The organism is Ignavibacteriales bacterium, from assembly GCA_016709765.1.
GTDB lineage: Bacteria > Bacteroidota > Ignavibacteria > Ignavibacteriales > Ignavibacteriaceae > IGN3.
The window spans coordinates 741,555-763,830 of sequence record JADJMD010000013.1 but is presented as its reverse complement, the minus strand read 5'-3'; the positions used below and the strand labels follow the sequence as shown (position 1 = coordinate 763,830).

The following is a 22,276-nucleotide window of genomic DNA, read 5'->3' as shown; positions in this document are numbered from 1 at the left end:
AAAAACTCTAATCCATCTTCAATTCAATTTCCTGTCGCCAATCTAAAAGCATAGATTTATGCAGTGCAAGTATTCCTTCTTTAGTAACGCTTGAAGGGGCAGGCACTAGTTCGTTGAGTCTATCAAAAGCAATACTTCTGTTCTCAGTACTAATAAGTTGAATAATATGCCACAATGATAGAGATTCTTTTTTAGTCATTTGAGTCATAATAGTTCCAACCGAAGGATCGTTTATTCCGCTAAAATTTTGTAACAAATTAATTAATTCAGGTGAAGAGCCGGATGGATATGGAATTGCATATCTCCCTCTTGAAATTAAACAATCAAAGTTTTTTGGAACGTAAGAATCAAAGTCTTTTATGTTAACAATCACCCAGCCACTTTCAACGGTTAATTTACATGTACCAGTCTCATCCACGCCTAAACGAAATGCGCTGCCTTTGTACAATTCCGTAAATTTTGCCAATGGGGTTGTAACAATCAAAACATCAGACGCATCACCTTCAAATTTTTTAATTTGACCTTTGTCTAATATTATTTCATTACTGTTTTTAGTCCTAGAAACAATTGAGGAATTATCAATTAATAATCTTCCCATTTCCGGAATCGTAACAGTAACTGAAGAAGCATCATCGGTTTCAATTTTGCTCTCGGAGGCGAAGCCATCATCTTTGCTCATAATATTATTGTTAATTTTGGGTTGACCGGAAAGCTGGATTACTTCCCATCCGCCTCCAGAGGTAATAAAAATATAAGCAGCTATTACAGCACCTAATCCCAATATTATATAAGCAATTTTTTTAAATAAGTCAGGATCAAAATTAAACTGTTTTCTAGATTTTTTAGGCTTTTTAATTTCTTCTTCAGGATACCGATCCTTACCAGATAATTCCTCTTCTCCGCTTTTTACTTGATTTTCTTTGTCTGCCAATTCCTCAGCAATTTTATCCAGTTCATTTTGTTCGCGTATTTTTACATCCATTATATATTTGAAGATACCATTTCGTACATCAGTAGATGGTTGCAATTCAGGGATAACTTTTGAAATTTTTTCTGCCATTATGGTTTCATTAGACAAGGATGGCTCACTACTTATAAGTTTGTCATGAGCAATTTCCAAATGAATCGATACTTGATCTTTCTTTATTCCCATCATATCGGAAATTTCTTCAATCGAGTAGCCTTCAATTTTGTTAAGAACAAAAATCATTCTCTCTTGATCTGGTAAATCAAGAATGTATTTGTCTAGTTCATCTTTCGATTCAAGTTCTCTTAATTCATTATGGTTTATTTTTGTTTTACTTTTTTGCGAACGAAGCGAATCGATCGTTTTATAAACTGTTATTGCACTTAGCCATTTAAGAAATGATGCATCGCTTCTTACAAGATTAATTTTTTTCCATGCCTCTATAAAAGTTTCTTTTGTAATGGATTCTGCAAGAGCTTTGTTTGCAGTAAGACGAATTGCAAATGCATAAATTTTCGCAAGGTTCATCTGGAATAACTGTTCAATGGCGGCATTGTTCCCTTGCTTTGCATTTTCAATTAATGATCGAACAAATTTATTATCTGAACTCAATGTTATTCTCCGATTTTATTTTAATCTACCACGACAAAATTACTCTAAGTAAAACTAAATATCTACTTAGCTTAAACAATTAACTATAATAAAAGTAAGTTTTCTAACTCCGTAGTCGTGTTTACAGGCTGATTACATTTGTAATCACGACAAACAAAAAATGTCGCCTTATTATCTTTCATTTTCATATCTTTTGTAAAAGATAACAATTCATCAAAAGTGCTATTAATATTATCGGATCTTAGAACAACAACTTTATTCGGATTATAGAAATTTCTAATAAGTTCTAAAGCATTAATGACAATATTATCCTGCAGTTCGGAAACAATTACAATTTCAGTGGATGATGAAAAAAGGAAATCCAGCCCACACATAAACATAGAAAATGCCGAAGGCGAACGTGAGATATAACTTGAAAAATATTTTACAAGTTCCAAAGCTTTGTTTTCATAATTAACATCAGATATAAATCGAGAAAGCCTTAATAGATTTAATAGAGCAATAGAATTTCCAGAAGGAATTGCTCCATCGTAAACTTCTTTTTGTCTTGTTATTATTTTTTCGCTTGTAGATGATGTAAAGAACAATCCACCGTTGTGTTCATCCCAATAATCTTGCATTAAGATTTCATTTAGCTCAACTGCTTTTTTTAGATATTTAATTTCAAAAGTAGTTTCGTAGAGATCGATTAAGGCATTTATCAAAAAAGCATAATCATCTAAATGAGCAGGTAAACCGGATTCACCATCTCGGAAGCGATGAATTAATTTACCGTCTTTTTTTGTTAAATGCTTTTCAATAAACAAATAAGATTTTTCCGCGACATCAGCATAAGTGCAGTTGTTAAAAGCCTGTGCTGCTTTTGCAAAAGCAGAAATCATCAATCCATTCCAGTCAGTTAATACTTTGTCATCTTTATGCGGATGAATTCTTTTCTCTCTATAATCAAAAAGTTTTTGACGGATTGATCCTAACTTATTAAAAAAATCATCCTCGCTTATATTAAACTCATTGGCAAGTTCTTTATAGGAATTTCTGAGATGCAAAATATTAGTTCCGGGCATCATTCCTTTTGATTCATCAATCCAGTTTCCATTATTAGCAACATTAAAAAATTTTATTGCAAAATTGGATTCGCCTTTATCCAAAATATTTCTCAACTCATCAGCGTCCCACAGATAAAATTTACCTTCTTCACCTTCACTATCAGCATCTTCAGCGGAATAAAAACCACCATCGGGGTGAGTCATATCGCGTAAAACATATTCTAATATTTCTTCAGCGGTTTTTTTGTAGAATATATTTTTTGTTGCAAGATATGATTCCGTGTAGGCCATAACTAACATTGCCTGATCGTACAACATCTTTTCAAAATGCGGTACTAACCAATGTTGATCAGTTGAGTAGCGTGCAAATCCAAACCCAATATGATCATAAATCCCTCCGCGGCGCATTTCTGTTAAAGTTTTTTCAACCATCTCAAGTGCTTTTGGTTGATTATTTCTTTTCCAATACCTTAACAGGAACAATAAATTATGCGGCGATGGAAATTTGGGAGCGTTTCCAAATCCGCCATTCGTTTCATCGTATCTTTTACTTAACTCATTGTAAGTTTTGTCTAAAATTGTTTCATCTATTTCTGTAGAATCCAAAATTAAATTTTGTTTACTTAAAGATGTGGCAATCTCTTCCGCTGATCTTAGAACGTCCTCTTTTTGATTTAACCAAACGGATTTAAGTTTTGGAACTAATTCCATCATGCCAATTCTGTTAAATCTATTATGTTTTGGAAAATATGTTCCGGTAAAAAATGGTTTCTTATCCGGGGTCATTACAATAGTTAAAGGCCATCCACCACTGCCTGTAACCATCTGGCAAACGGCCATATAAATCCCATCAATATCGGGACGCTCTTCACGATCTACTTTTATTGATACAAAAGCATCGTTCATCAGTTTTGCTACTTCTTCATCTTCAAATGATTCTTTTTCCATCACGTGGCACCAATGGCAGGTTGAGTATCCAATTGAAAGAAAAATTGGTTTGTCTTCAACTTTTGCTTTATCAAATGCTTCATCAGTCCACGCGAACCAGTTTACAGGATTAAATGCATGCTGCAATAAGTAGGGGCTTTTTTCTTTTATTAGTCTGTTAGGTTTTTGATCCATTTTTTTACAATTAAATTTTGGTTTTAAGTTAAGAATTATTCTGATGCGATAGAACATGGGTTATGATAATTGCGCTTAGAATCACAGTTTTGTAAAGATTCTTACTGCGTTTTCAGTTGTTAAAATTATTCTTTTTTGATAAGTTGCCACACGTTTTAACACATTTAATAACTTAAAATTCATAGCAAAAATGGAAAACAAAAACAGTTTTTTTGTACCAGCTGTAATAATCGGTATTAGTTTTATAATTGGTGTAGTATTCTTTACAAATGCCTGGAAATCAAGTCAAAGAGCTAATCAAACAATAAATGTTACCGGCTCAGCTAAAAAAGAAATTGTATCAGATCTTGGTTTTTTACGAGGAACAATTTCTGTTCAATCTTCAACCTCAGAAAGTGCATATGCTGAGTTGAACAGACAAAAGCCAATTCTTATTTCATATCTTACAAATAAAGGTTTTCCAAAAGATAAAATTGAGTTTTTTACTATAAACAATTATCCTGTTTATGAGATGAATGAACAAGGGTACAGTTCCGGAAGAGTAATTGGATATGTGTATAGTCAAAGAATTGAAATCCAATCAACAGAAGTAAATAAAATTAAAGAACTTTCACTTGATATAACTTCGCTTATTCAAAAAGGTGTTAGCTTTAATGTTGAACAACCGGAATATCATTACACAAAAATGGCCGATTTAAAAATTGAAATTCAGGCAGCGGCTGCAAAAGACGCAATGATACGAGCACAAAAAATTGCCGATGCAACGGATAGAGATCTTGGACCAATGCGAAGTGCAAGAATGGGTGTCCTTCAAATAACTCCAAAATTTTCTAATGCAATTTCAGATTATGGAATAAACGATCTTAGTTCCATAGATAAAGAAATTATTGGCGTTGTTAACGCTTCGTTTGAAATAGAATAACTTGATTAAAAATTTTTCGTTCACAAATTGATTACAAGAATATGACTAAACCTCAAATATGGGTAGCCGCTTTTTTACTTTTATTTATTGTTCTTTTTATGATTGGTCGCATAACTAAAGAAGATGAAGCGCCAATGAAAGATTTTTCCGGAATGAACAATTCTTCAATGGGTCAGCAAACAACTGATGAAATTACGGGAGAAAAACTTGTTATGACTTTTGGATGTGTGAATTGTCATGGAAGTAATCTTGCTGGATCGAATTCAGGACCTTCTTTAAAGGGATTGAAACAATATTGGAGCGGCAGAGATGATTTAATTAATTATCTACGCAACCCAAATTCGTTCATGGATTCTGACAGATTTAAATCATATAGAGTTAGATACCAAAATGGAATGATGCCATCTTTTGGCAATAAAGATGTTAAAGATTTAGGAAAGATTGCAGATTATCTGCTATCCCAGTAAATAATAATTATTTTTTTAAGGCGATTTAATTAATTGCAATTGCAGTTGTTAAGTCGCCTTTTTTGTTATCGAACAACTATTAATAGTAGGTTAATAACTCTACATTATTTTTGTTTATTTTCGATAATAATTAGAACAATAATTGTTTTGCATTAAAGGAATATGAATCAGATAGATGTTTGAAAAATATAAAAATCTTGTGTTTGGTAACGATGAAGCTTTTGATATTCAAAAGAGAATATTCTTGCTGATAACCCATATCTCATTTATTATAGCTTTAGTTGGAATTACAACAAATATTTTGCTTGGATTAGATACACTTTTAACAATTGTAACAATTTTTGCCGCTCTAGTAATCCTTTACTTTCATATCCGTGTCAAGAATTCCCATTTAGATTTGAAATATGCCATCGGATTTTTTATTATCTCTGTTATTACTCTTAGTTGCCTCTGGTTTTTTAATGGGGGGTATAATGGCAATAATAGCGTTTTAATCTTTGTTTATTTTATTGTAACAATAACAATACTTCCTCCAAAACACAGAATGTTATCATTTTTTATTTATGCTGTAATGATCTTAATTCTTATTACACTTCAGTACTTATACCCTCATACAATAGTCCCGTATCAGAATGAGGGTCAAAGATATATTGATCTAGTACTTGGTTACTTTCTTTATATAGTACTGGCTTATAATATTCAAAACACTATATTAAAAAATTATGATATTGAACATGCACGAGTTAAAATAAAAAGTGATCAGCTAAGCCAACTTATTCAGCAGTTGAGTACCACTAATCAGCAGCTGGAAGAATCAATAAAAAGAGTGGAAGAATTGAATGCTTCCAAAGATCGCTTTATTACGGTTCTTTCACATGATTTAAGAAGTCCTTTTCAGGGATTGCTTGGAATTACAAAAACATTAGAAGCAAACTATAGTTCTTTTTCTGATGAAGAAAAGCAATTTTATATTACTCAAATAAATCATTCATTAGATAAATTGTATGCTTTTCTGGAACAATTACTTTTATGGGGTAGAGTTCAAAGAAGTTCTCTTAAGCTTAATTATAAAATGTGTGATATTAATGAATTGATTGATCAAATCGTATCTGTTTTATCGGAAACAGCATCAAGGAAAAAAATCTCCGTTGATATAAAATGTCAGGATGCTCTAAACTCTGAATTAGATAAAGAAATGATATCCATAGTTTTAAGAAACTTACTTACTAACGCAATAAAATTTTCCCCAGTTGGCAGTTGGATAAAGATAAAATCTGAAAATAATAATGAAGAATTAAAAATATCTGTTGTTGATAACGGAGTTGGGATTTCTGAAGAACACATTCACAAATTATTTAATTTGGATGAAAATTTTAGTACTATCGGAACAGATGGTGAGCAAGGCACCGGGATGGGACTGATCCTTTGTAACGACATTATTAAAAAACACGACGGAAAAATTTCTGTTCAAAGTAAAGAGGGAAGAGGGTCAACTTTTACAATTGTTATTCCCAAACTCTATAAAAAATTAAACTAAATTATAGCCCAGTCCACTAAATGTGGACCGAGCCTATAGAATATTATTTCATCAAAATCATCTTGCGTGTAGAAGTAAAATTATCGGCTTTTATTGTGTAGAAATATACTCCAGATGTAAAATCCTTTGCATTAAATTGAACAGTATGTTTGCCAGCTTCCATAAAATCATTAACAAGCGTTACAACTTCTGATCCAAGAATATTATAAACTTTTAAAGTTACACTGCTGGATTTTGCAAGAGAAAAATTAATTTCTGTACTTGGATTAAATGGATTAGGATAATTTTGAGCAAGGGAATATTCGTCAACTGTTCCATAATCCACTTCCACAGAATTATAAATTTTAAACGAGCCATCAAAATCTATTTGTTTTAATCTGTAAAAAGATTTTCCTTTTATAGGATTTTCATCTACAAAAGAATAAGTTGATTTTTCAGTTGTTGTTCCTTTACCACTTGTAAATCCCAATTTTTGCCAGCTGGTATTTGATTTTGAAGATCTTCTTTCAATATCAAACCCCATGTTGTTTGTTTCGGAAGAAGTAATCCAATTCAATAAGATGTTTTTATCCTGCGCTATAGCAGTAAATGAACTGAGTTCAACTGGTACAATTCCATAAACCAAAATTCCAATATCATCAATGTACCAGCCGTCTTTTGTAAGCGAGCCGTCAGTTTTTAATTCAAACTTTAGTTTAACTTGATTTGAATTGTAAGAAGTCAAATCCATTTCCTCATTCACCCAGCTTGATTGAACTCCATCATATAAAGGTTCGCCGTTTGGTTGAAATGAACCAGTCCCTGGTTGAGTAAAGTTACCGGCAAGAGGTGTAAAGGTGCTGCCGTTGTTTGTTGAAATCTCGACTTGACCGTAATCATAGTTGCTTTCAATATCATACTTTGTCCAAAAACTTAATCTTGGATGAGCGTACGAACTGAGATCAATTGCATTTTTTTGTGTCATTGTAACGGTTGCATTGTTCGTATAGCTGCCTGTTTTACTATCAGTAAAGCTTGAAGGTGAAGTGTGATAGCTAGTTGTAGAAGCTTCCCATTTGGGTGATGTTGTTGGAGTATAAGTTATGTTCCATAGTAAAAGCGGATCATTTGTTGTATCAGCGAAAACCATTATTGGAGTACCGGTTATAAAACTTAGTGTATCTACAAACATTGGCGTTCCGGATGTTGAAACAGTTACAAGCATCTTAACATTTACATCTGCAGGCATGGTGCTACCAATTGTAAATGATAAATTCTGTGAATTACTATATGTTGTTCTGGTTGCGATGTTTCCAACATTAATATTTCCGGAAGTAATTGTAATTAATGGGTTATCTGAGCTTAAAGACAAGGATACATTTGTAGCATCGCTTAAGCCTTTATTTCTTATTTGCGGAATTATTAAATCAACAATATCGCCAGGATTAAAAAACTGCTGTGAAAAATTTGGATTTATTAGACTGACAGATTCACCGGCAACCCATGTCATATACAAGTTTGGTTGTAAATTTTCTATAGCAAGTGGAAAAATTTCTGCTTGAGTAGGCCAAAACCCTGTTGAACCAACTTCCGGTGTCATCGATAGAATCTTTGGTTTTGATGTTTGCTCACCATACATCCAGTCATCTGTTGAACCATTTACATCGTATAAAATAACAGGTGGTTGCCCGTTCTCATATCCATTGTAAGCTACCATGTCAGTTGAGTACTCAACAAAAATATTATTATCTGGAGTTTGAATCGTTTCATATCCCCAAGGATAAAGCAAAAGATTGCTGTACGTATGATAGTTAAGTGCTGTTTTAAAAGTTTTTGTGTTCACAAAATCTCTTATTGCCTGAGTTTCAGGTTCAGAAAAAGCAAATGGCCCTCTGTAAGTTAAATCTGAAGGAATGTTACTTGAGCCAGAATTATTGTACCCCCACTGATACCCGAAATTTCTATTTAAATCAATGCCATAACTTCCATCGCCATTATTTTTTCTATTCTTTCTCCAATCCCCGCCACCATTTGGATTCGTTGTCCTGTTATATTCATATCCATCAGGATTTACCACTGGTTGAAAATATATTTCTCTGTTGTTAACTAAATAAGTTACTTCAGGATCAGTTCCGTAATTTTCTAACAAATAATACATATAATACATTACGGTCATCATGCCCTGTGGTTCTCTACAATGAATAAGTGAGTTGTAAAAAACCTGTGGTTCATTTTCGTTTACGTTTGGATTATCTGAAATCTTAACAACATAAATAGGCCTGCCTTCAACAGTTGTTCCTATAGAAAATTTTTGTGTTATTATGTTTGGATATAGCGCAAACATAGAATCAAGTCTTGCGTTAATTTCTGCAAGTGTCAAAAATCCACCCATAGAACCAAAACCAAATCCTTCTACTCCAAAATCATTTTTACTTTGCTGAATGACAGCAGATTTTTCGGTTTCAGATAGCGTCGGTTGTTTAGAATAGTAATCAAGCCAATCATCTATTAATACATCGTATCTAAAATTTGTTAGCTGAAGTTTCGAAAATTGTTCATCACTTAAATACACAGTAAGTGAATTATCTTTTCCTCTGAAGGCGTGATCTATTTCTAATCCGGCAGTTTGCAAAGCAGCGTAATCGGATTTATCATTCACATAAATCTTAACCTGTTTATAATTTTGCGAATAAGCAGAAATAAAAAATGTTAAAGTTAACAACAGTGTTAAAAAATATTTCATATTTTTCCCTTGATAATAATTTTGATTTTTAGTGGTATAAATTACTAGTTTAATTTTATTTTTCCTGACTTTTATGTTATTTAGCAATTGAACCATTTTACAAATATTATGCTTAATAATTTTATTAAAAAGTTAAAATAATGGATAAAATAACAGTTTATGAAAAACCAACCTGTACAACTTGTAGAAAAGTTGCAAAAGCTTTCTCAGAGCAAGGCATAGATTTTGAAAAGGTAAACTATTATATCGAGCCATTTTCAAAGTCATTGCTAAAAACTTTGATTAAAAAAATGAAGCTGAAACCATCTGAATTGCTTAGAAAAAATGAAGATGCTTACAAAAATTTAAAAGTAAAAATCAAAAAATCTAGTGAAGACTAGATATTAAATTTAATGATTAATAATCCCGATCTAATTCAAAGACCAATTGTTGAAAGAGGAGATAAAGCAATACTTGCACGACCACCGGAAAGAATTAAAGAAATAATTTAGTGTTTTGCGATAACTAAATTATTTTTCCGCTAAAAGATTTTCTCTACACTTTTGTAATTCAGATAATTGCTCCTTTGAAAGTTCAGGATATTTTAAGTTCAGCTTTGTTAATGTTTCAACAATTATTTCACTTACTAGAAAACGCATAAACCATTTTTTGTCTGCTGGAATAATATACCAAGGTGCATGCTTTTTACTAGTTGCAGAAATTGCTTCTTCATAAGCCATTTGATATTCGTTCCAAAGTTTTCTTTCCTCAATATCGGAGGCAGAAAATTTCCAATTTTTAGATTGATCATTTATACGATCAAGGAATCTATTCTTTTGTTCTTCTTTTGAAACGTGCAAGAAAAATTTTAATACTATCGTGCCATTTTCATAGAGATAGTTTTCAAAATTATTAATCTGTTCATACCTTTTTTTCCAGATTTTGTTATCGACTAATTCCTCAGGAATTCTTTGATACTTTAAAAGATCGTGCACTTTTACAACTAATACTTCTTCATAATGTGAGCGATTAAAAATCCCAATTCTACCTCTTTCTGGTAAAGATTTAGCTATTCGCCAAAGATAACCGTGATCCATTTCTTCTTTTGATGGCTGTTTAAAACTATAAACCTGTGTGCCCTGTGGATTAAGTCCGCTCATAACATGCTTAATTGTTGAATCTTTTCCCGCTGCATCCATAGCCTGAAAGATTAGCAAAACAGAATACTTATCCGAAGCATAAAGTTTGTTTTGAAGTTCAACCATCTTCTCAATATTCTTTTCTAAAAGGGTTTTTCCCTCGTCTTTTGATTTGAGGCTGGAGGTATCCTTTGTTGGAAATTTTTTTAGTGAGATTTTTGAATTGGGTTTAGCTAAATAATTCGATGTTTTCATTGAAAAGCCGTTTAATTCCTGTTTTGTTTAATAGTAATAAATTATTACAGACGCTACATTAATAATTTATAAAAAAAAGGAGTGCGGTACTAAACTATTTTAGTTTTATATCGATAATAACCTTAGTGCATTATTTGTAATATAATTTAACACTGTTCGTTTGTTTGAATATGAGACGTTAAAATTTTTTTACTAACGCAATAATTACTTGATTTATAGGGTAATTATTTCTAAAAGCGGTAATAAATTAGATATTTACATATTACACTGGTTTATAAAAGCTTGGCATAACTGTTGCCAAAGTTTAGCAGTAAAACTATAGAATTAATAACATTTGCAGTTCAAAACACACAGTGACCGATCAAATAAATAAAAGCATATTCGAAGTTCTACCTGATTTTTTTGATAAAAATCAGCTAGATGAATTTATTTCACTTTACAAATCATCCTTAAGTGGTAAACTGGAAGCTGAAAAATTTCAAGAAGAAAAGGAGTTTGAGTATAAGGTTCAGGATGGATTAAATTATCGCTCACAAGTAGATTTGCTTATTACTTTTTCTGGAAACAATCTTCCCAGAGAAAAATTCCTCTCATTATTGCTATATATTAGCCAGGCTTCAATTACCAACGGTGAATTTTTAGCCGCAATCGATATTAATCAAAAAATTATTGCACTAACTGTAAATGATAAAAATATGATTGACCTAAATGCGAATGCCCACCTATTAGTGGGTGAAATTTACAGTAGGCAGGCAAACTGGCAGGATGGTTTTAGTTTTGTAAATCGTGCGTTAGATATTTTTACTACGGTAAACGATGTTAAAGGAATTGCTAAATGCGAAAATCTACTTGGAACAATTCATGGTGATCTTGGCGATATTAAAAAAGCTATCGAAAATTTTGAATCAGCTCTTGAAAAATCAAACGATGAATCAAACTATATTGAAAAAGCGAAGATTGAAATAAATTTAGGAATTGTTAGCAGCATTAAAGGATTTTTTGATGAAGCATTGGTTTTTTTCAAACGCGCTCTTATTAATTACACTAAGGTTGATGATAAAAAAAGAATTGCAGAAATTCATCAAAACATTGGAATGGTGTATACCAAAAAAGGTGATTATCAATATGCAATAAAAGAGTTTGATGAGAGCTTATCATACGCTATCGAAACAAACTATTTACAGAACATAGGCATTGTTTATTTAAGTAAAGCCTTTGCATATTCTAAGATGAATGATTTTTCTTTGGCAAACGCTTTTGCAGACAAATCTATGGAAGTTGCTCATAAGTTAAATGATAAACTCACCATTGCAGAAGTTTATAAGATTAAAGGTATTATCCAGCGAAGTGTACAAAACTATATACTCTCTGAAAACTATTTAGAAACAAGTTTACGATTAAATATCGAAGCAGGTAACCAGTTGAACAGAGCTGAAACTTATCAGGAACTTGGTGTTTTATACAATGCGATGGGTAAATTAGATAAGAGTAAGGAAAACTTTAAACTTGCATTACAGTTCTTTAAGAAAATTAATTCTGAACCTGATATAACAAATCTCGAAAATCTTTTAGCATCCAAATAAAAAAGGCTTGCCCCTAAACTGAGCAAGCATTTTGTTTTTTTCAATATTTAATTTTTTAGTTTCCTAAGTTAAAACCTTTCAAACTGTCTAAACTTCCAAAACTTGGTAGAGCAATCGCAGTTACTATCATACCTATTACAAAGTAAACTACTATGGCAATAATTATTACAACCACTAGATAACCCACTAATTTATCTTGTGGTGTCTCTTTAACTATTTGTAACCCTAAATACATTAGATAGAGCGAATACAATCCTAGTATTCCTAAAATCCCGAGTATCGGAATGATGCTAAAAATCCCTACTATCCATGCTGCTGTGTAGGAATAAACCGCAACTTTTAATGAAGCGTCCATATTTTTTGATGATCCAAAAGATGGAGCCAACGCGTCGATAATGAATGCAATTAGATAGACTCCAGCCAAACTTAAAATGTAGTATACAACTGCATAAATGAGCCCGTTTGTAACCGGAATTTTATAAGAGCCAAAGGGTCCTAAGGAGACACCAACTAATGATTGTCCAATAAAGGTAGCAATAACCGGAATGATTGCTAAAATCATTGCATATTTAGTAAACAAATCAGCTGTAGTTGATTGTTCATTCTTTATTACTTCCCATTCAGTTTTGGGTGTAATAAGAATATTTTTAGCACGGTCAACAAGATTCATATAGTACTCCTATAATTTGTGAATAATGCGCTTAAAAATAGTTAACAAAATTATTTTTCAACCCCAAAATCTTTCCAGCTTTCAAGTTTTCCGATATCAATCATATCTACAGCAGCTTTCATTTGATCCATAGAAACATTATTTCCGTTTGCTTCTATAACAAATCTTTTTGCAACAAGTATTGATATCTCTCCATCTTTATTTTCATTGTTATACTTTTCATAACCTTTGTTGCCTTTATAAGTTATAGTTTTTTCATAACCATTATCATTTTCTTTGTCGATATCCACCATATACCAGCCATAAGCAGCTAAACCGGATAAACCTGAAACACTACCAAGATCTGTAATTTTAAGATCGATCGAAACATTGGATTCATCATCGTTATAATCAGCGTTAGCATTAGAAATATTCATACCCATTGCCGCAACTTTTTCACCCTCTAAATTGCTTCGCTTCAAGTTCCCAATGCTTTCAGGCAGTAAAGCCTTTAGTTCTCTAAAATCAACCGGATCAACTTTTTTACCCTCGGTAAAGCCTTCTGAAACTTCTTTCATTTTATCTGCATAGTTTTCAAGATCGGTTTTGTTATTTGAGGATTCGTCTAGTGGTGAGTCTGATTTCTTTTCTCCGCAGCCTAAAAAACTAAAAGAGAAAGCAAGTAAAACAAGTACTAATAATTTATTGCTCATTTAAACTCCTTAATTATTATTTTGTTATTAGATTTTAAGTAAGTTCTATTTAGTCATTGATTGAGTGATAGAAAACTAAGAAAAATACGTTATCATCACAATAGTTGTGCAACAACTTTTTAATTATTCAACACACAACAATTAACCATCAAAAGGATGGTAAAGATTTTATGTTTTGTAGTTAAATTTAATTCCGAAATATTAAATCTTAAGACAATAAAAGGATAAATTTTATGATAAGTAAAGAATTGCTTGATATTCTCTGTTGCCCAGAAACAAAAGCAGATTTAGTACTTGATGGTAGCACGCTTGTTTCGGTAGATAAGGAAACAAGAAGACGTTACAGAATCGAAGACGATATTCCCATTATGTTAATTGAAGAGTCAGAACAATTAAAATTAGAGGAATGGGTTACAATTATGAAAAAACACGGTAAGCCTGTTTAATTATTATTACATAAGTTATTGTATTTTATCTTTCACAAACATTATAGTTAGTTATGGATCCAATTAATATCATCATCGGGCTTAATATCATCGCAACATTTGGGGCAAATGTTGGTGCGGCAAAAAAGGGAGTTAAGGATAAACTTGGTGTATTTAAAGATAAACCCAAAACTTATCTTCAAACTCTACCACTTGTATTATCTACAATAACTCTTGTGGTGTTAATTGTTAGTTTATTTCAGGTTGGAACACTTGAATACAAAGCAGAGTTCCAGACAATTAGAATTATTGGGTTAGCTTTTTATTTAGTTTTTTCCTGGGTTCAAATTTGGGCAACAAAAGTTTTGGGTGATAATTTCTCGCAGGATATCGCAATTAAAAAAGATCATCAGCTTGTTACATCGGGTCCATTTAAATTCATTCGACATCCACAATATCTTTCACAATTCTTAATGGATTTTGGTGCTGCTATAGCTACATTAAGTTTTATACTTGCACCTTTGGCTCTTATACAACTTCCATTTTTATTTATGCGAGCATATTTAGAAGATAAACTTCTTGAAAAACATTTTGGTGAACTCTTTAGAAATTATAAAAAGAAAACCGGAATGTTAGTCCCCTTTTTAGGTTAACAGAATTTTTGTTATGAAATTATTTTGGATACTCTTTTTTACTATACTTTTGGCTTTCCAATCATTTGCACAAGACGGTAACAACGTTCTTGTAGTTACAAAAGATGGGATGAAGAACATTCCAGCTTATGTACGCGAAGCAACTATATATTTTTCACTTAAAGACTTTGCTGATGTTCTTGGCGTAAATTATTACTACAATGATGAAGCTCAAAAAATTGAAGTTAAGTTTGATAAATACTTTGTTAAAGCATCTGCAAGAAACCCTTTTCTAATTTTGAGTGAAAAGAATGGTGATAAACAAATAGCCATTCAACTGCCCACATCAACATATTTAATTAACAATAAAGTTTATGTGCCTCTTAAATACTCGCTTAAACCACTTGAAATGGCTTACGGAAAAGAATTAAGTTTTAATTCTCCAAATAAAATTGTTATCGGAAAAATTAAAGATGAGAGAACCGATACCTCAAGAGAAAACCCATCCGCTTTTAACATAACAGGAATGGTGCTTAACGAAAAAGCCAACGGAACTTTAATAACTCTTAAATCCAACAAGCGTATTCCATCATACTTAAGTGCATTTAAAAATAATGTACTTACGTTAACCTTTAGAAAAGTTAGCGTGGATGTTGATAAAGTTAATTACATCGGTACTGAAGGAGTGGTTAAAAAAGTAGAAAGCAAAAATGTTGGTGCTGATGCTGTAATTAATATTACAATGGGCAAAGAGTATACGACAAATGAAGTAATGAATATTGAGCAGAGTAATGATATTCAAATCACAATCCATAACAAGCTTTTTAACCGAACCGGCAATTCAAATAAATTTAAAGAAAAGTGGGAGTTTGATGTTATTGTTATTGATGCCGGACATGGCGGAAAAGATGCTGGTGCTATCGGAGTAAACGGCGTTAAAGAAAAAGATATAAATCTTGCTATCGCTCTTAAGCTTGGTAAACTGATACAAGAAAACATGAAAGACGTTAAAGTTGTTTACACTCGTAAAACAGATGTTTTTATTGATCTTTATAAGCGTGGTAAAATTGCTAATGAAAATAATGGAAAACTTTTTATATCAATTCATTGTAACTCCATACCAAAAAAAACCAAGCGATGCAAATGGTTTTGAAGTTTATCTTCTTCGCCCGGGTAGAACTAAAGAAGCAATTTCTATCGCCGAATTTGAAAACAGCGTAATACAATATGAAGAAAATTCAAACCGCTACGAAAAGCTAACTGATGAAAATTTTATTCTTGTTAGTATGGCGCACTCAACTTATATGAAATATTCAGAAAGATTTGCTGAGGATTTACATAAAGAATTCAGCAAACATCCAACACTTTCTTCCCGTGGAGTTAAGCAAGCAGGATTTTATGTGCTTGTTGGTGCTTCAATGCCAAGCGTACTGATAGAAAGTGGATTTCTTTCCAACACAAAAGATGCTAAACATTTAAGTTCAGCCTCGGGGCAGCAAAAATTTGCTGAGTATGTTTTTAATGGCATCAAAAAATACCGCGAAAGCTATGAGTTTGAAATGCAGAATGAGTAAGATTTTTTCCTCCTTTTTTTGAAAGACTGTTAAAAAATAATAAAAGGTCATTTCTGCCTTAGGCATTCCTACGGAAGAAGGAGGTTACGACTGAGAAATCTTTATTAATCTTATCAATCAGATTTCTCCCTTCGGTCGAAAAGACAAAAACTGCATTTCTATAACACAATTTAAAAGTTAAAAAAAATTTTTATGACTAAAATTCACATTAGTTTGAATTTCCCAAATTTTTTTGTAAAATTACTTTGTAATTATTTTTCTTTATGGGTTTAGGATGAAGTTTTTATTTGTTTCTCTTGCATTTGGTTTTAGTTTTCTTCTCTTTAACTCTTGCCATGAGCGCGGACCGCTATTTCCTGATCCTGCGCTTGGTTTAGGATTGAGAGATTTTTCCTGCACGGAAGCGTGGATTGAATTACAAGTTGGCAACAATGATAAAACTGCTAATATCTATATCAAAAAAAATGATAAGATAATACAAACTATAAGACTTGGACAATCAGACTCATTATTTTATTTTGATAACTTACAACCAAATACAAATTACAAGTTTGATGCTGTTACTTACGATGACGGAAAAGAAATAAAAAGCAATCCTGTTACATTTACAACTCTTGATACAACAAGCCACAACTTTACTTGGCAAACTTTTGAGTTCGGACAGCATAGCAGCAGCACATTCTATGATGTTTCAATAATAGATGAAAATAATATTTGGGCAGTTGGTGAGATTTATATGAATGATTCACTAGGCAACCCCGATCCAATCGCTTACAATGCTGTACATTGGAACGGAAATGACTGGGAATTAAAAAGAATAAATATGCTAAGCAGTTGTAATCCTGTAACATTCCCACCATTGAAGGCTATTTGGGCTTTTTCTGAAAACAATATTGTTTTTACAAGTGGAGGAAGTATTGGATGGTTTGATGGTACCAATAACAGAACCGATTGTACAATAAGACCTTTATTGACAGGTTCAATCAACAAACTCTGGGGCAGTAGCGGTGTTGATTTGTACGTAGTTGGTAATAATGGCAATATCGCTCATAACAACGGCAGCAGTTGGACTAGGATAATGAGCGGGACAACATTAAATATAAATGATATATGGGGAAGTTATAACAATGTTACGAATAAGTATGAAATCCTTGCTGTAGCTTCAGTGTCTTCAAGTTTTGAAAGAGCTATCTTAAGTATTGACCCCTCAACAAAAAAAATAACACAGTTATCCTCACAACCCATACAATATACGCTGAACGGAATATGGTTTAAAAGCGGTAAACATTATTATGCAATAGGTGACGGTATATATGAGAAAAGTAGACTAAATGATGCAAATTGGAAAAATAAACCCCGTGATTTTACAGAGTATTTTACACGAAATATAAGGGGCAATGATATAAACGATTTATTTATAGTGGGGGATTTCGGAGAGATACTTCATTTTAATGGTTCAAGCTGGTTCACATATAACGAACACTATATGCAAGGAATTTTGTTTTCTGTTGCAACGAAAAATAATATTGTGGTAACAGTTGGTTTAAATGGAAGTAAAGCAACTATTATACAAGGAACAAGAAACTAAAATATTGCTTCGTTATCAACAATTTTTACTTAACCCTAACCTCATTTGGCAGTTCATTAATATCTTCAGGCTGGATAGGGAAGTGTGCTGCAAGAATTTTACCTGCTTGTTCTATTCCGTTTACTAAACCGTTAAAATATTTTTGTTGTTTAAAATTATCACTAATGCTTTTTGCAATTTCATCCCAAACAGATTGATCAACTTTTTCGTTAATCCCTTTATCGGCAAGAATTGAAAAACCTTTTACATTAAAGATTATAAAAAATAAGATGCCGGTTGAACCTTTTGTTTTACCAATTTTAGCAGAAACAAATTCCTTTTCAGCAAGTGAATGAACAGATTTGTGCTTTTCAAGCAGATTACGTTTTTCTTTTAAGGTAATTACAAGCTCACCGGAAGTTGTTTTTTCAATCTCACCAATCTTTGCTGAAATTAATTTTAATTCTTCATCGGTTAAATATTTATAAATAAATTTCTTAGACATTTTCTTTAATTGTTTTTATTCTCAATCTCAAAATTCAAAAGAGTTGGGTTAATGTCAAACTTTATGCGGACATAAACGTGTATTGTCATTTCGAAGGAGTCCACGACTGAGAAATCTTTAGTCATCTTTTTTCCAGATTTCTTCCTTCGGTCGAAATGACAAAAGGATTATAAAAAAAAAGCGCATCAAACGATGCGCTTTCCCAGGGAGAGATCATACGAACAATTATTTTTTGTAAACGCTAATATCACCGCCTGATGTAATTGCGATTAAAGGCTTGCCTCCTTTATTAATATTCGCATCAATTTTAGACTCGCTCAATTTAGAAACATTGTTAAGTGTTAAATTGCAATCAACATCACCACCGGAAGTTTTTAATTCTGCCTTCGCATCAAAATCTGCTGGAATTTTTACATCAATATCGCCGCCGCTAGTTTTTAATTCTATCCCCTGATTGATTCCTGTATATTCAAGATCAATATCACCGCCGGAAGTACTTGCTTCAATTTTTGCATTCTTGCAGAAAAGATTAATATCTCCGCCCGAAGTTTTAGCGAAAAAATTTCCTTCAAATCTATCACCCCAAATATCACCGCCAGAAGTCTTTAAATATATACCACCATTAACTCCGCCAACTTTAATATCACCACCGGAAGTGTTTGCATTGATATTAAAATTTTCAGGAACTTTGATTTCAAACTTTAGATTGATATTAGAAAACCAGTTCCAACCGCCTTTTCTGTCCGCAGTAACTGTTATCTCATCAGAGGTAGCATCAAAAATAAAATCGTACTTATCAGCTGCGTTATCATTACCGAAAACCTTAACATAAACTTCAGATCTATTCCAAGTTGTAAAAATTATATCACCTGCATCTGCATCTACATTTATTTTTTTACCCGGAGAGATTTGAAAAGATTTCTCTTTTATTACTTTTTTATTATCAGGTTTTGATGAGGCTAAAACATAACTAACGGGTACTATAATAATTAAAGCAAGAATTATTGAACTTTTAGTAATTAATTTCATATCAGACTCCTTAAGATTTAATCAATTAGACAATCAAAACTACTTTTTAGTTACTGCAGATTAAAATCTTAGTTAGTGATCGGCAAATATTGATGATAGAAGGAATATAAATTATGAAAATGCATCTTTACTTTGCTAATTAATACATATAATTTAGATTAAAAATTTGAGACTGCTATGCCCACATTAAATCTAGTTCCATTATCAGATTATAAAGAATACACGCTTGAAGAAATGTTAGAGCGTTCACAAACGTTTTATAATGAACATATAAGACGAAGAACAGTAAGAGATTTTTCTGATAGAAAAATCTCAAAACAAATTATTAATAATTGTATTGCTGTTGGCAACTCTGCACCAAGCGGGGCAAATAAGCAACCATGGCATTTTGTTGTAGTATCAAATCCATTAATAAAAAAGAAAATTAGAGTTGCTGCTGAAGAAGAAGAGCGTGAGTTTTATTCCACCCGTGCACCACAGGAGTGGCTTGATGCGTTGGCACCATTTGGTACTGATTCGAACAAACCATTTTTAGAAACAGCGCCATATTTAATTGCAATATTTTCTAAATCGTACGATGTTTCAGCAGACGGGACTAAACAAAAAACTTATTATGCCTCAGAATCTACAGGGATTGCAACAGGCTTTTTAATATCTGCAATACATAATGCAGGATTAGTATGTTTAACACATACACCAAGTCCGATGAAATTTTTAAATGATATTTTAGGAAGACCGCAAAACGAAAAGCCTTATTTAATTTTAGTGGTTGGTTATCCTGCCGATAATGCTATGGTTCCGGATATTGTTAAAAAAGAATTAAAAGATGTTACTACTTACTTGTAATTAATTATTATTCAACTGCACCATTTAATACGTCGATCGCTGTATCAACAGAAAGATGTGTGCCATATATTACAAGTGTATCGGCAGTCAATACTTTTTCTTTTGCAGAAGGATTTGAAATTGTTTTTCCGTCTCTAACTATTGCTATTATTGTTGCCTCTGTTTTTGCGCGTAAATTTATTTCTGCTAGATTTTTATTGATGTGTGGATTATCATCATTTACATAATAGGTTTCCGTCAATCCTTGCGCAAGTATTTCATCAATATGAGTAAAATTGCTTATTTTCATCTCTTCTTTTCTTAAAAAGCTATAAGACTCTTCACGAAGAAGTGTGGTTTGTTTCATAATTACATTTAGCGGAATGTGATACCTTTCTAAAACTTTTCTAAACATTTGTAAAGCTGTTTCAAATTCCTCTGGAATAACATAATCCGCACCAATTTTCCTCAGCTCATCAACTTCATTTACATAGCGCGTTCTAACTAAGGTATAGATGTGTGGATTTAATTTTCTTACAAGTTTTAAAGACATTTTTGTAACTGCCGGATCAGAAATAGCGTAAACAATTATGTTTGCTTTAGAAATATTAACTGCATTTAAAACTTCTTCGCTGCTAATGTCACCATAAATTATTTTTTCACCTTTTGCTTTTTCTTTTCTTACTGTATCAGGATTCAGTTCCGTTACGACATATTTTATTCCGGTTTCTTTTAATACTCTTGCAAGGTTGCTTCCATTCAACCCAAAACCAGCAATAATTACATGCGCGTGCAAATTTTCTAAATAATTTTCGGGATGTTTTTTATCTTTTTCTAAAGAGGTTGTTTTGCCTGCAATTAGCGGAGAAAGTTTAATAAGCAGTGGTGTAAGAATCATAGAAAAAATAGTTGAGGCCAAAAAGCTATTGTAATAAAAATCACTAGAAAATAGATTAAAGTTTAACCCAGCCTGTGCAAGAACAAATGAAAATTCACCTATTTGTGCTAAGCCTAACCCGGTAAGAACCGCAACTCTCAATGGATATTTCATAAAATAAACTATCAATACAATTACACTCGTTTTTACTAAAAGTATTCCAAATGTCAGGCTGGTTATTACTATAATGTTTTCTAAAACAAAATTAATATTTAGTAATAACCCAATAGAAACGAAAAAAATACTATTAAAAGAATCACGCAATGGTAAAATATCAGAAACGATTTGATGATTATAATCTGATTCTGATAGAATGATTCCAGCGATGAACGCACCCAGTGCAAAAGATAAACCAAACGAATGCGTTATATAAGCAGTGCCAAGCAGCAAAAGTATTACTCCAATTGTAAAAGCTTCCCGCATTCTAATGTTTGCAATTTGAAAAACGATCAATGGCATTAAGAACCTAGCAAGCAGCAGCAAACCGGCAAGGACACCAAAAGCAATTGCAAGTTTTAAGGCAATATCGCCGCCGCTTAGCTCGCCAAATCCACTTAATAAAGGAAGTAGAAGAAACATTGGCACAATGGCGAGATCCTGAAAAATTAAAATTCCAATAGAAAATTTTCCATGTGGAGCTTCAAGTTCATTTTTATCAGAAAGAATTTTTAATACGATTGCGGTACTTGATAAACTTACTAACAGCGAGAAGAAAATCGATTGTTTGAAATCTATACCCAAAGCCGAAAAAATAATTGTACTAAAAACCGTTGTGAGTAGAAGTTGAAACCCCCCTGCGATCAGTAAAAATTTTTTAATTCGTATTAGTTGCGAAAGAGAAAATTCCAAACCAATGGTAAACATTAAAAGCATAATTCCAATTTCTGCCATAATGCTTATCTGGTTTACAGATTTTATAAGATTGAATGCGTAAGGTCCAATTAACATACCCGCAATTAAAAACCCTACAATGCTTGGAAGATTTATCTTTTTAAAAAGAAAAATAATTGGAAGCGAGACTAGAAGAATTACAACAATATCTTGTATTACTAAAAAATCATGCATAAGT

19 protein-coding genes and 1 pseudogene are annotated in these 22,276 nt (G+C 32.2%); 11 read left to right on the top strand and 9 right to left on the bottom strand.

Annotated elements, in window-relative coordinates; genetic code table 11:
* Positions 1–7: 7 nt before the first annotated feature.
* Complete coding sequence (locus IPJ23_12955; protein MBK7631584.1) at positions 8–1,579, bottom strand: RNA polymerase sigma factor; 1,572 nt, start codon at positions 1,577–1,579, stop codon at positions 8–10.
* Positions 1,580–1,662: 83 nt separating this feature from the next.
* Complete coding sequence (locus IPJ23_12950) at positions 1,663–3,747, bottom strand: thioredoxin domain-containing protein (protein ID MBK7631583.1); 2,085 nt, start codon at positions 3,745–3,747, stop codon at positions 1,663–1,665.
* Between the two features lie 190 nt (positions 3,748–3,937).
* Between IPJ23_12950 and IPJ23_12945 the strand changes: the two genes are divergently transcribed.
* The 3 genes from IPJ23_12945 (at position 3,938) to IPJ23_12935 (ending at position 6,673) form a co-directional block, all read left to right on the top strand.
* The gene (locus tag IPJ23_12945; protein ID MBK7631582.1) at positions 3,938–4,669 is read left to right on the top strand and encodes an SIMPL domain-containing protein; all 732 of its coding nucleotides are present in this window, start codon (positions 3,938–3,940) and stop codon (positions 4,667–4,669) included.
* A gap of 41 nt (positions 4,670–4,710) precedes the next feature.
* Positions 4,711–5,136, top strand: coding sequence for a cytochrome c (locus IPJ23_12940; GenBank protein ID MBK7631581.1), 426 nt, complete (start codon positions 4,711–4,713; stop codon positions 5,134–5,136).
* A 175-nt stretch (positions 5,137–5,311) separates the two neighbouring features.
* Positions 5,312–6,673 carry a hypothetical protein gene (locus IPJ23_12935; protein ID MBK7631580.1) on the top strand — a complete coding sequence of 454 codons (1,362 nt, stop codon included), beginning with the start codon at positions 5,312–5,314 and terminating at the stop codon, positions 6,671–6,673.
* A gap of 43 nt (positions 6,674–6,716) precedes the next feature.
* On the opposite strand, the gene IPJ23_12930 is transcribed toward IPJ23_12935, so the two are convergent.
* Positions 6,717–9,395 (bottom strand): immune inhibitor A, encoded by a 2,679-nt coding sequence (locus tag IPJ23_12930; GenBank protein ID MBK7631579.1) that lies wholly within the window; start codon positions 9,393–9,395, stop codon positions 6,717–6,719.
* A gap of 140 nt (positions 9,396–9,535) precedes the next feature.
* Here IPJ23_12930 and IPJ23_12925 point away from each other — a divergent pair.
* Positions 9,536–9,886: pseudogene (locus tag IPJ23_12925) on the top strand (arsenate reductase).
* A gap of 18 nt (positions 9,887–9,904) precedes the next feature.
* On the opposite strand, the gene IPJ23_12920 reads toward IPJ23_12925, so the two are convergent.
* The gene (locus IPJ23_12920) at positions 9,905–10,768 is read right to left on the bottom strand and encodes a polyphosphate kinase 2 family protein (GenBank protein ID MBK7631578.1); all 864 of its coding nucleotides are present in this window, start codon (positions 10,766–10,768) and stop codon (positions 9,905–9,907) included.
* A 353-nt stretch (positions 10,769–11,121) separates the two neighbouring features.
* Between IPJ23_12920 and IPJ23_12915 the strand changes: the two genes are divergently transcribed.
* Positions 11,122–12,351 (top strand): tetratricopeptide repeat protein, encoded by a 1,230-nt coding sequence (locus IPJ23_12915; protein ID MBK7631577.1) that lies wholly within the window; start codon positions 11,122–11,124, stop codon positions 12,349–12,351.
* Between the two features lie 55 nt (positions 12,352–12,406).
* On the opposite strand, the gene IPJ23_12910 is transcribed toward IPJ23_12915, so the two are convergent.
* A complete protein-coding gene (locus IPJ23_12910; protein MBK7631576.1) occupies positions 12,407–13,021 on the bottom strand; it encodes a YIP1 family protein in 615 nt (204 codons plus the stop codon).
* 50 nt (positions 13,022–13,071) lie between these two features.
* Positions 13,072–13,713: a transposase gene (locus IPJ23_12905; GenBank protein ID MBK7631575.1), complete on the bottom strand. Its 642-nt coding sequence runs from the start codon at positions 13,711–13,713 to the stop codon at positions 13,072–13,074.
* Positions 13,714–13,946: 233 nt separating this feature from the next.
* Here IPJ23_12905 and IPJ23_12900 point away from each other — a divergent pair, with 233 nt between their 5' ends.
* The 5 genes from IPJ23_12900 to IPJ23_12880 all read left to right on the top strand — a co-directional run bounded on the left by IPJ23_12900 (position 13,947) and on the right by IPJ23_12880 (position 17,932).
* Positions 13,947–14,159: a hypothetical protein gene (locus IPJ23_12900; protein MBK7631574.1), complete on the top strand. Its 213-nt coding sequence runs from the start codon at positions 13,947–13,949 to the stop codon at positions 14,157–14,159.
* Between the two features lie 53 nt (positions 14,160–14,212).
* Positions 14,213–14,791, top strand: a complete 579-nt coding sequence (locus IPJ23_12895) for an isoprenylcysteine carboxylmethyltransferase family protein (GenBank protein MBK7631573.1) — start codon at positions 14,213–14,215, stop codon at positions 14,789–14,791.
* A 13-nt stretch (positions 14,792–14,804) separates the two neighbouring features.
* Positions 14,805–15,923, top strand: a complete 1,119-nt coding sequence (locus tag IPJ23_12890) for an N-acetylmuramoyl-L-alanine amidase (protein MBK7631572.1) — start codon at positions 14,805–14,807, stop codon at positions 15,921–15,923.
* The gene (locus tag IPJ23_12885) at positions 15,853–16,344 is read left to right on the top strand and encodes an N-acetylmuramoyl-L-alanine amidase (protein MBK7631571.1); all 492 of its coding nucleotides are present in this window, start codon (positions 15,853–15,855) and stop codon (positions 16,342–16,344) included. Before IPJ23_12890 ends, IPJ23_12885 begins: the two co-directional genes overlap by 71 nt.
* A gap of 274 nt (positions 16,345–16,618) precedes the next feature.
* On the top strand, positions 16,619–17,932 hold the full coding sequence (locus tag IPJ23_12880; GenBank protein MBK7631570.1) for a glucosyl transferase: 1,314 nt from the start codon (positions 16,619–16,621) through the stop codon (positions 17,930–17,932).
* Between the two features lie 25 nt (positions 17,933–17,957).
* Here the strand turns inward: IPJ23_12880 and IPJ23_12875 are convergent, their stop codons facing one another.
* Positions 17,958–18,416: a TPM domain-containing protein gene (locus IPJ23_12875; protein MBK7631569.1), complete on the bottom strand. Its 459-nt coding sequence runs from the start codon at positions 18,414–18,416 to the stop codon at positions 17,958–17,960.
* Positions 18,417–18,641: 225 nt separating this feature from the next.
* Positions 18,642–19,445, bottom strand: coding sequence for a DUF4097 family beta strand repeat protein (locus tag IPJ23_12870; protein ID MBK7631568.1), 804 nt, complete (start codon positions 19,443–19,445; stop codon positions 18,642–18,644).
* 177 nt (positions 19,446–19,622) lie between these two features.
* On the opposite strand from IPJ23_12870, the gene IPJ23_12865 reads away from it, so the two are divergent.
* A complete protein-coding gene (locus tag IPJ23_12865) occupies positions 19,623–20,291 on the top strand; it encodes a nitroreductase family protein (protein ID MBK7631567.1) in 669 nt (222 codons plus the stop codon).
* 7 nt (positions 20,292–20,298) lie between these two features.
* Here the strand turns inward: IPJ23_12865 and IPJ23_12860 are convergent, their stop codons facing one another.
* Positions 20,299–22,272 carry a cation:proton antiporter gene (locus IPJ23_12860; protein ID MBK7631566.1) on the bottom strand — a complete coding sequence of 658 codons (1,974 nt, stop codon included), beginning with the start codon at positions 22,270–22,272 and terminating at the stop codon, positions 20,299–20,301.
* Between the last annotated feature and the right edge of the window lie 4 nt (positions 22,273–22,276).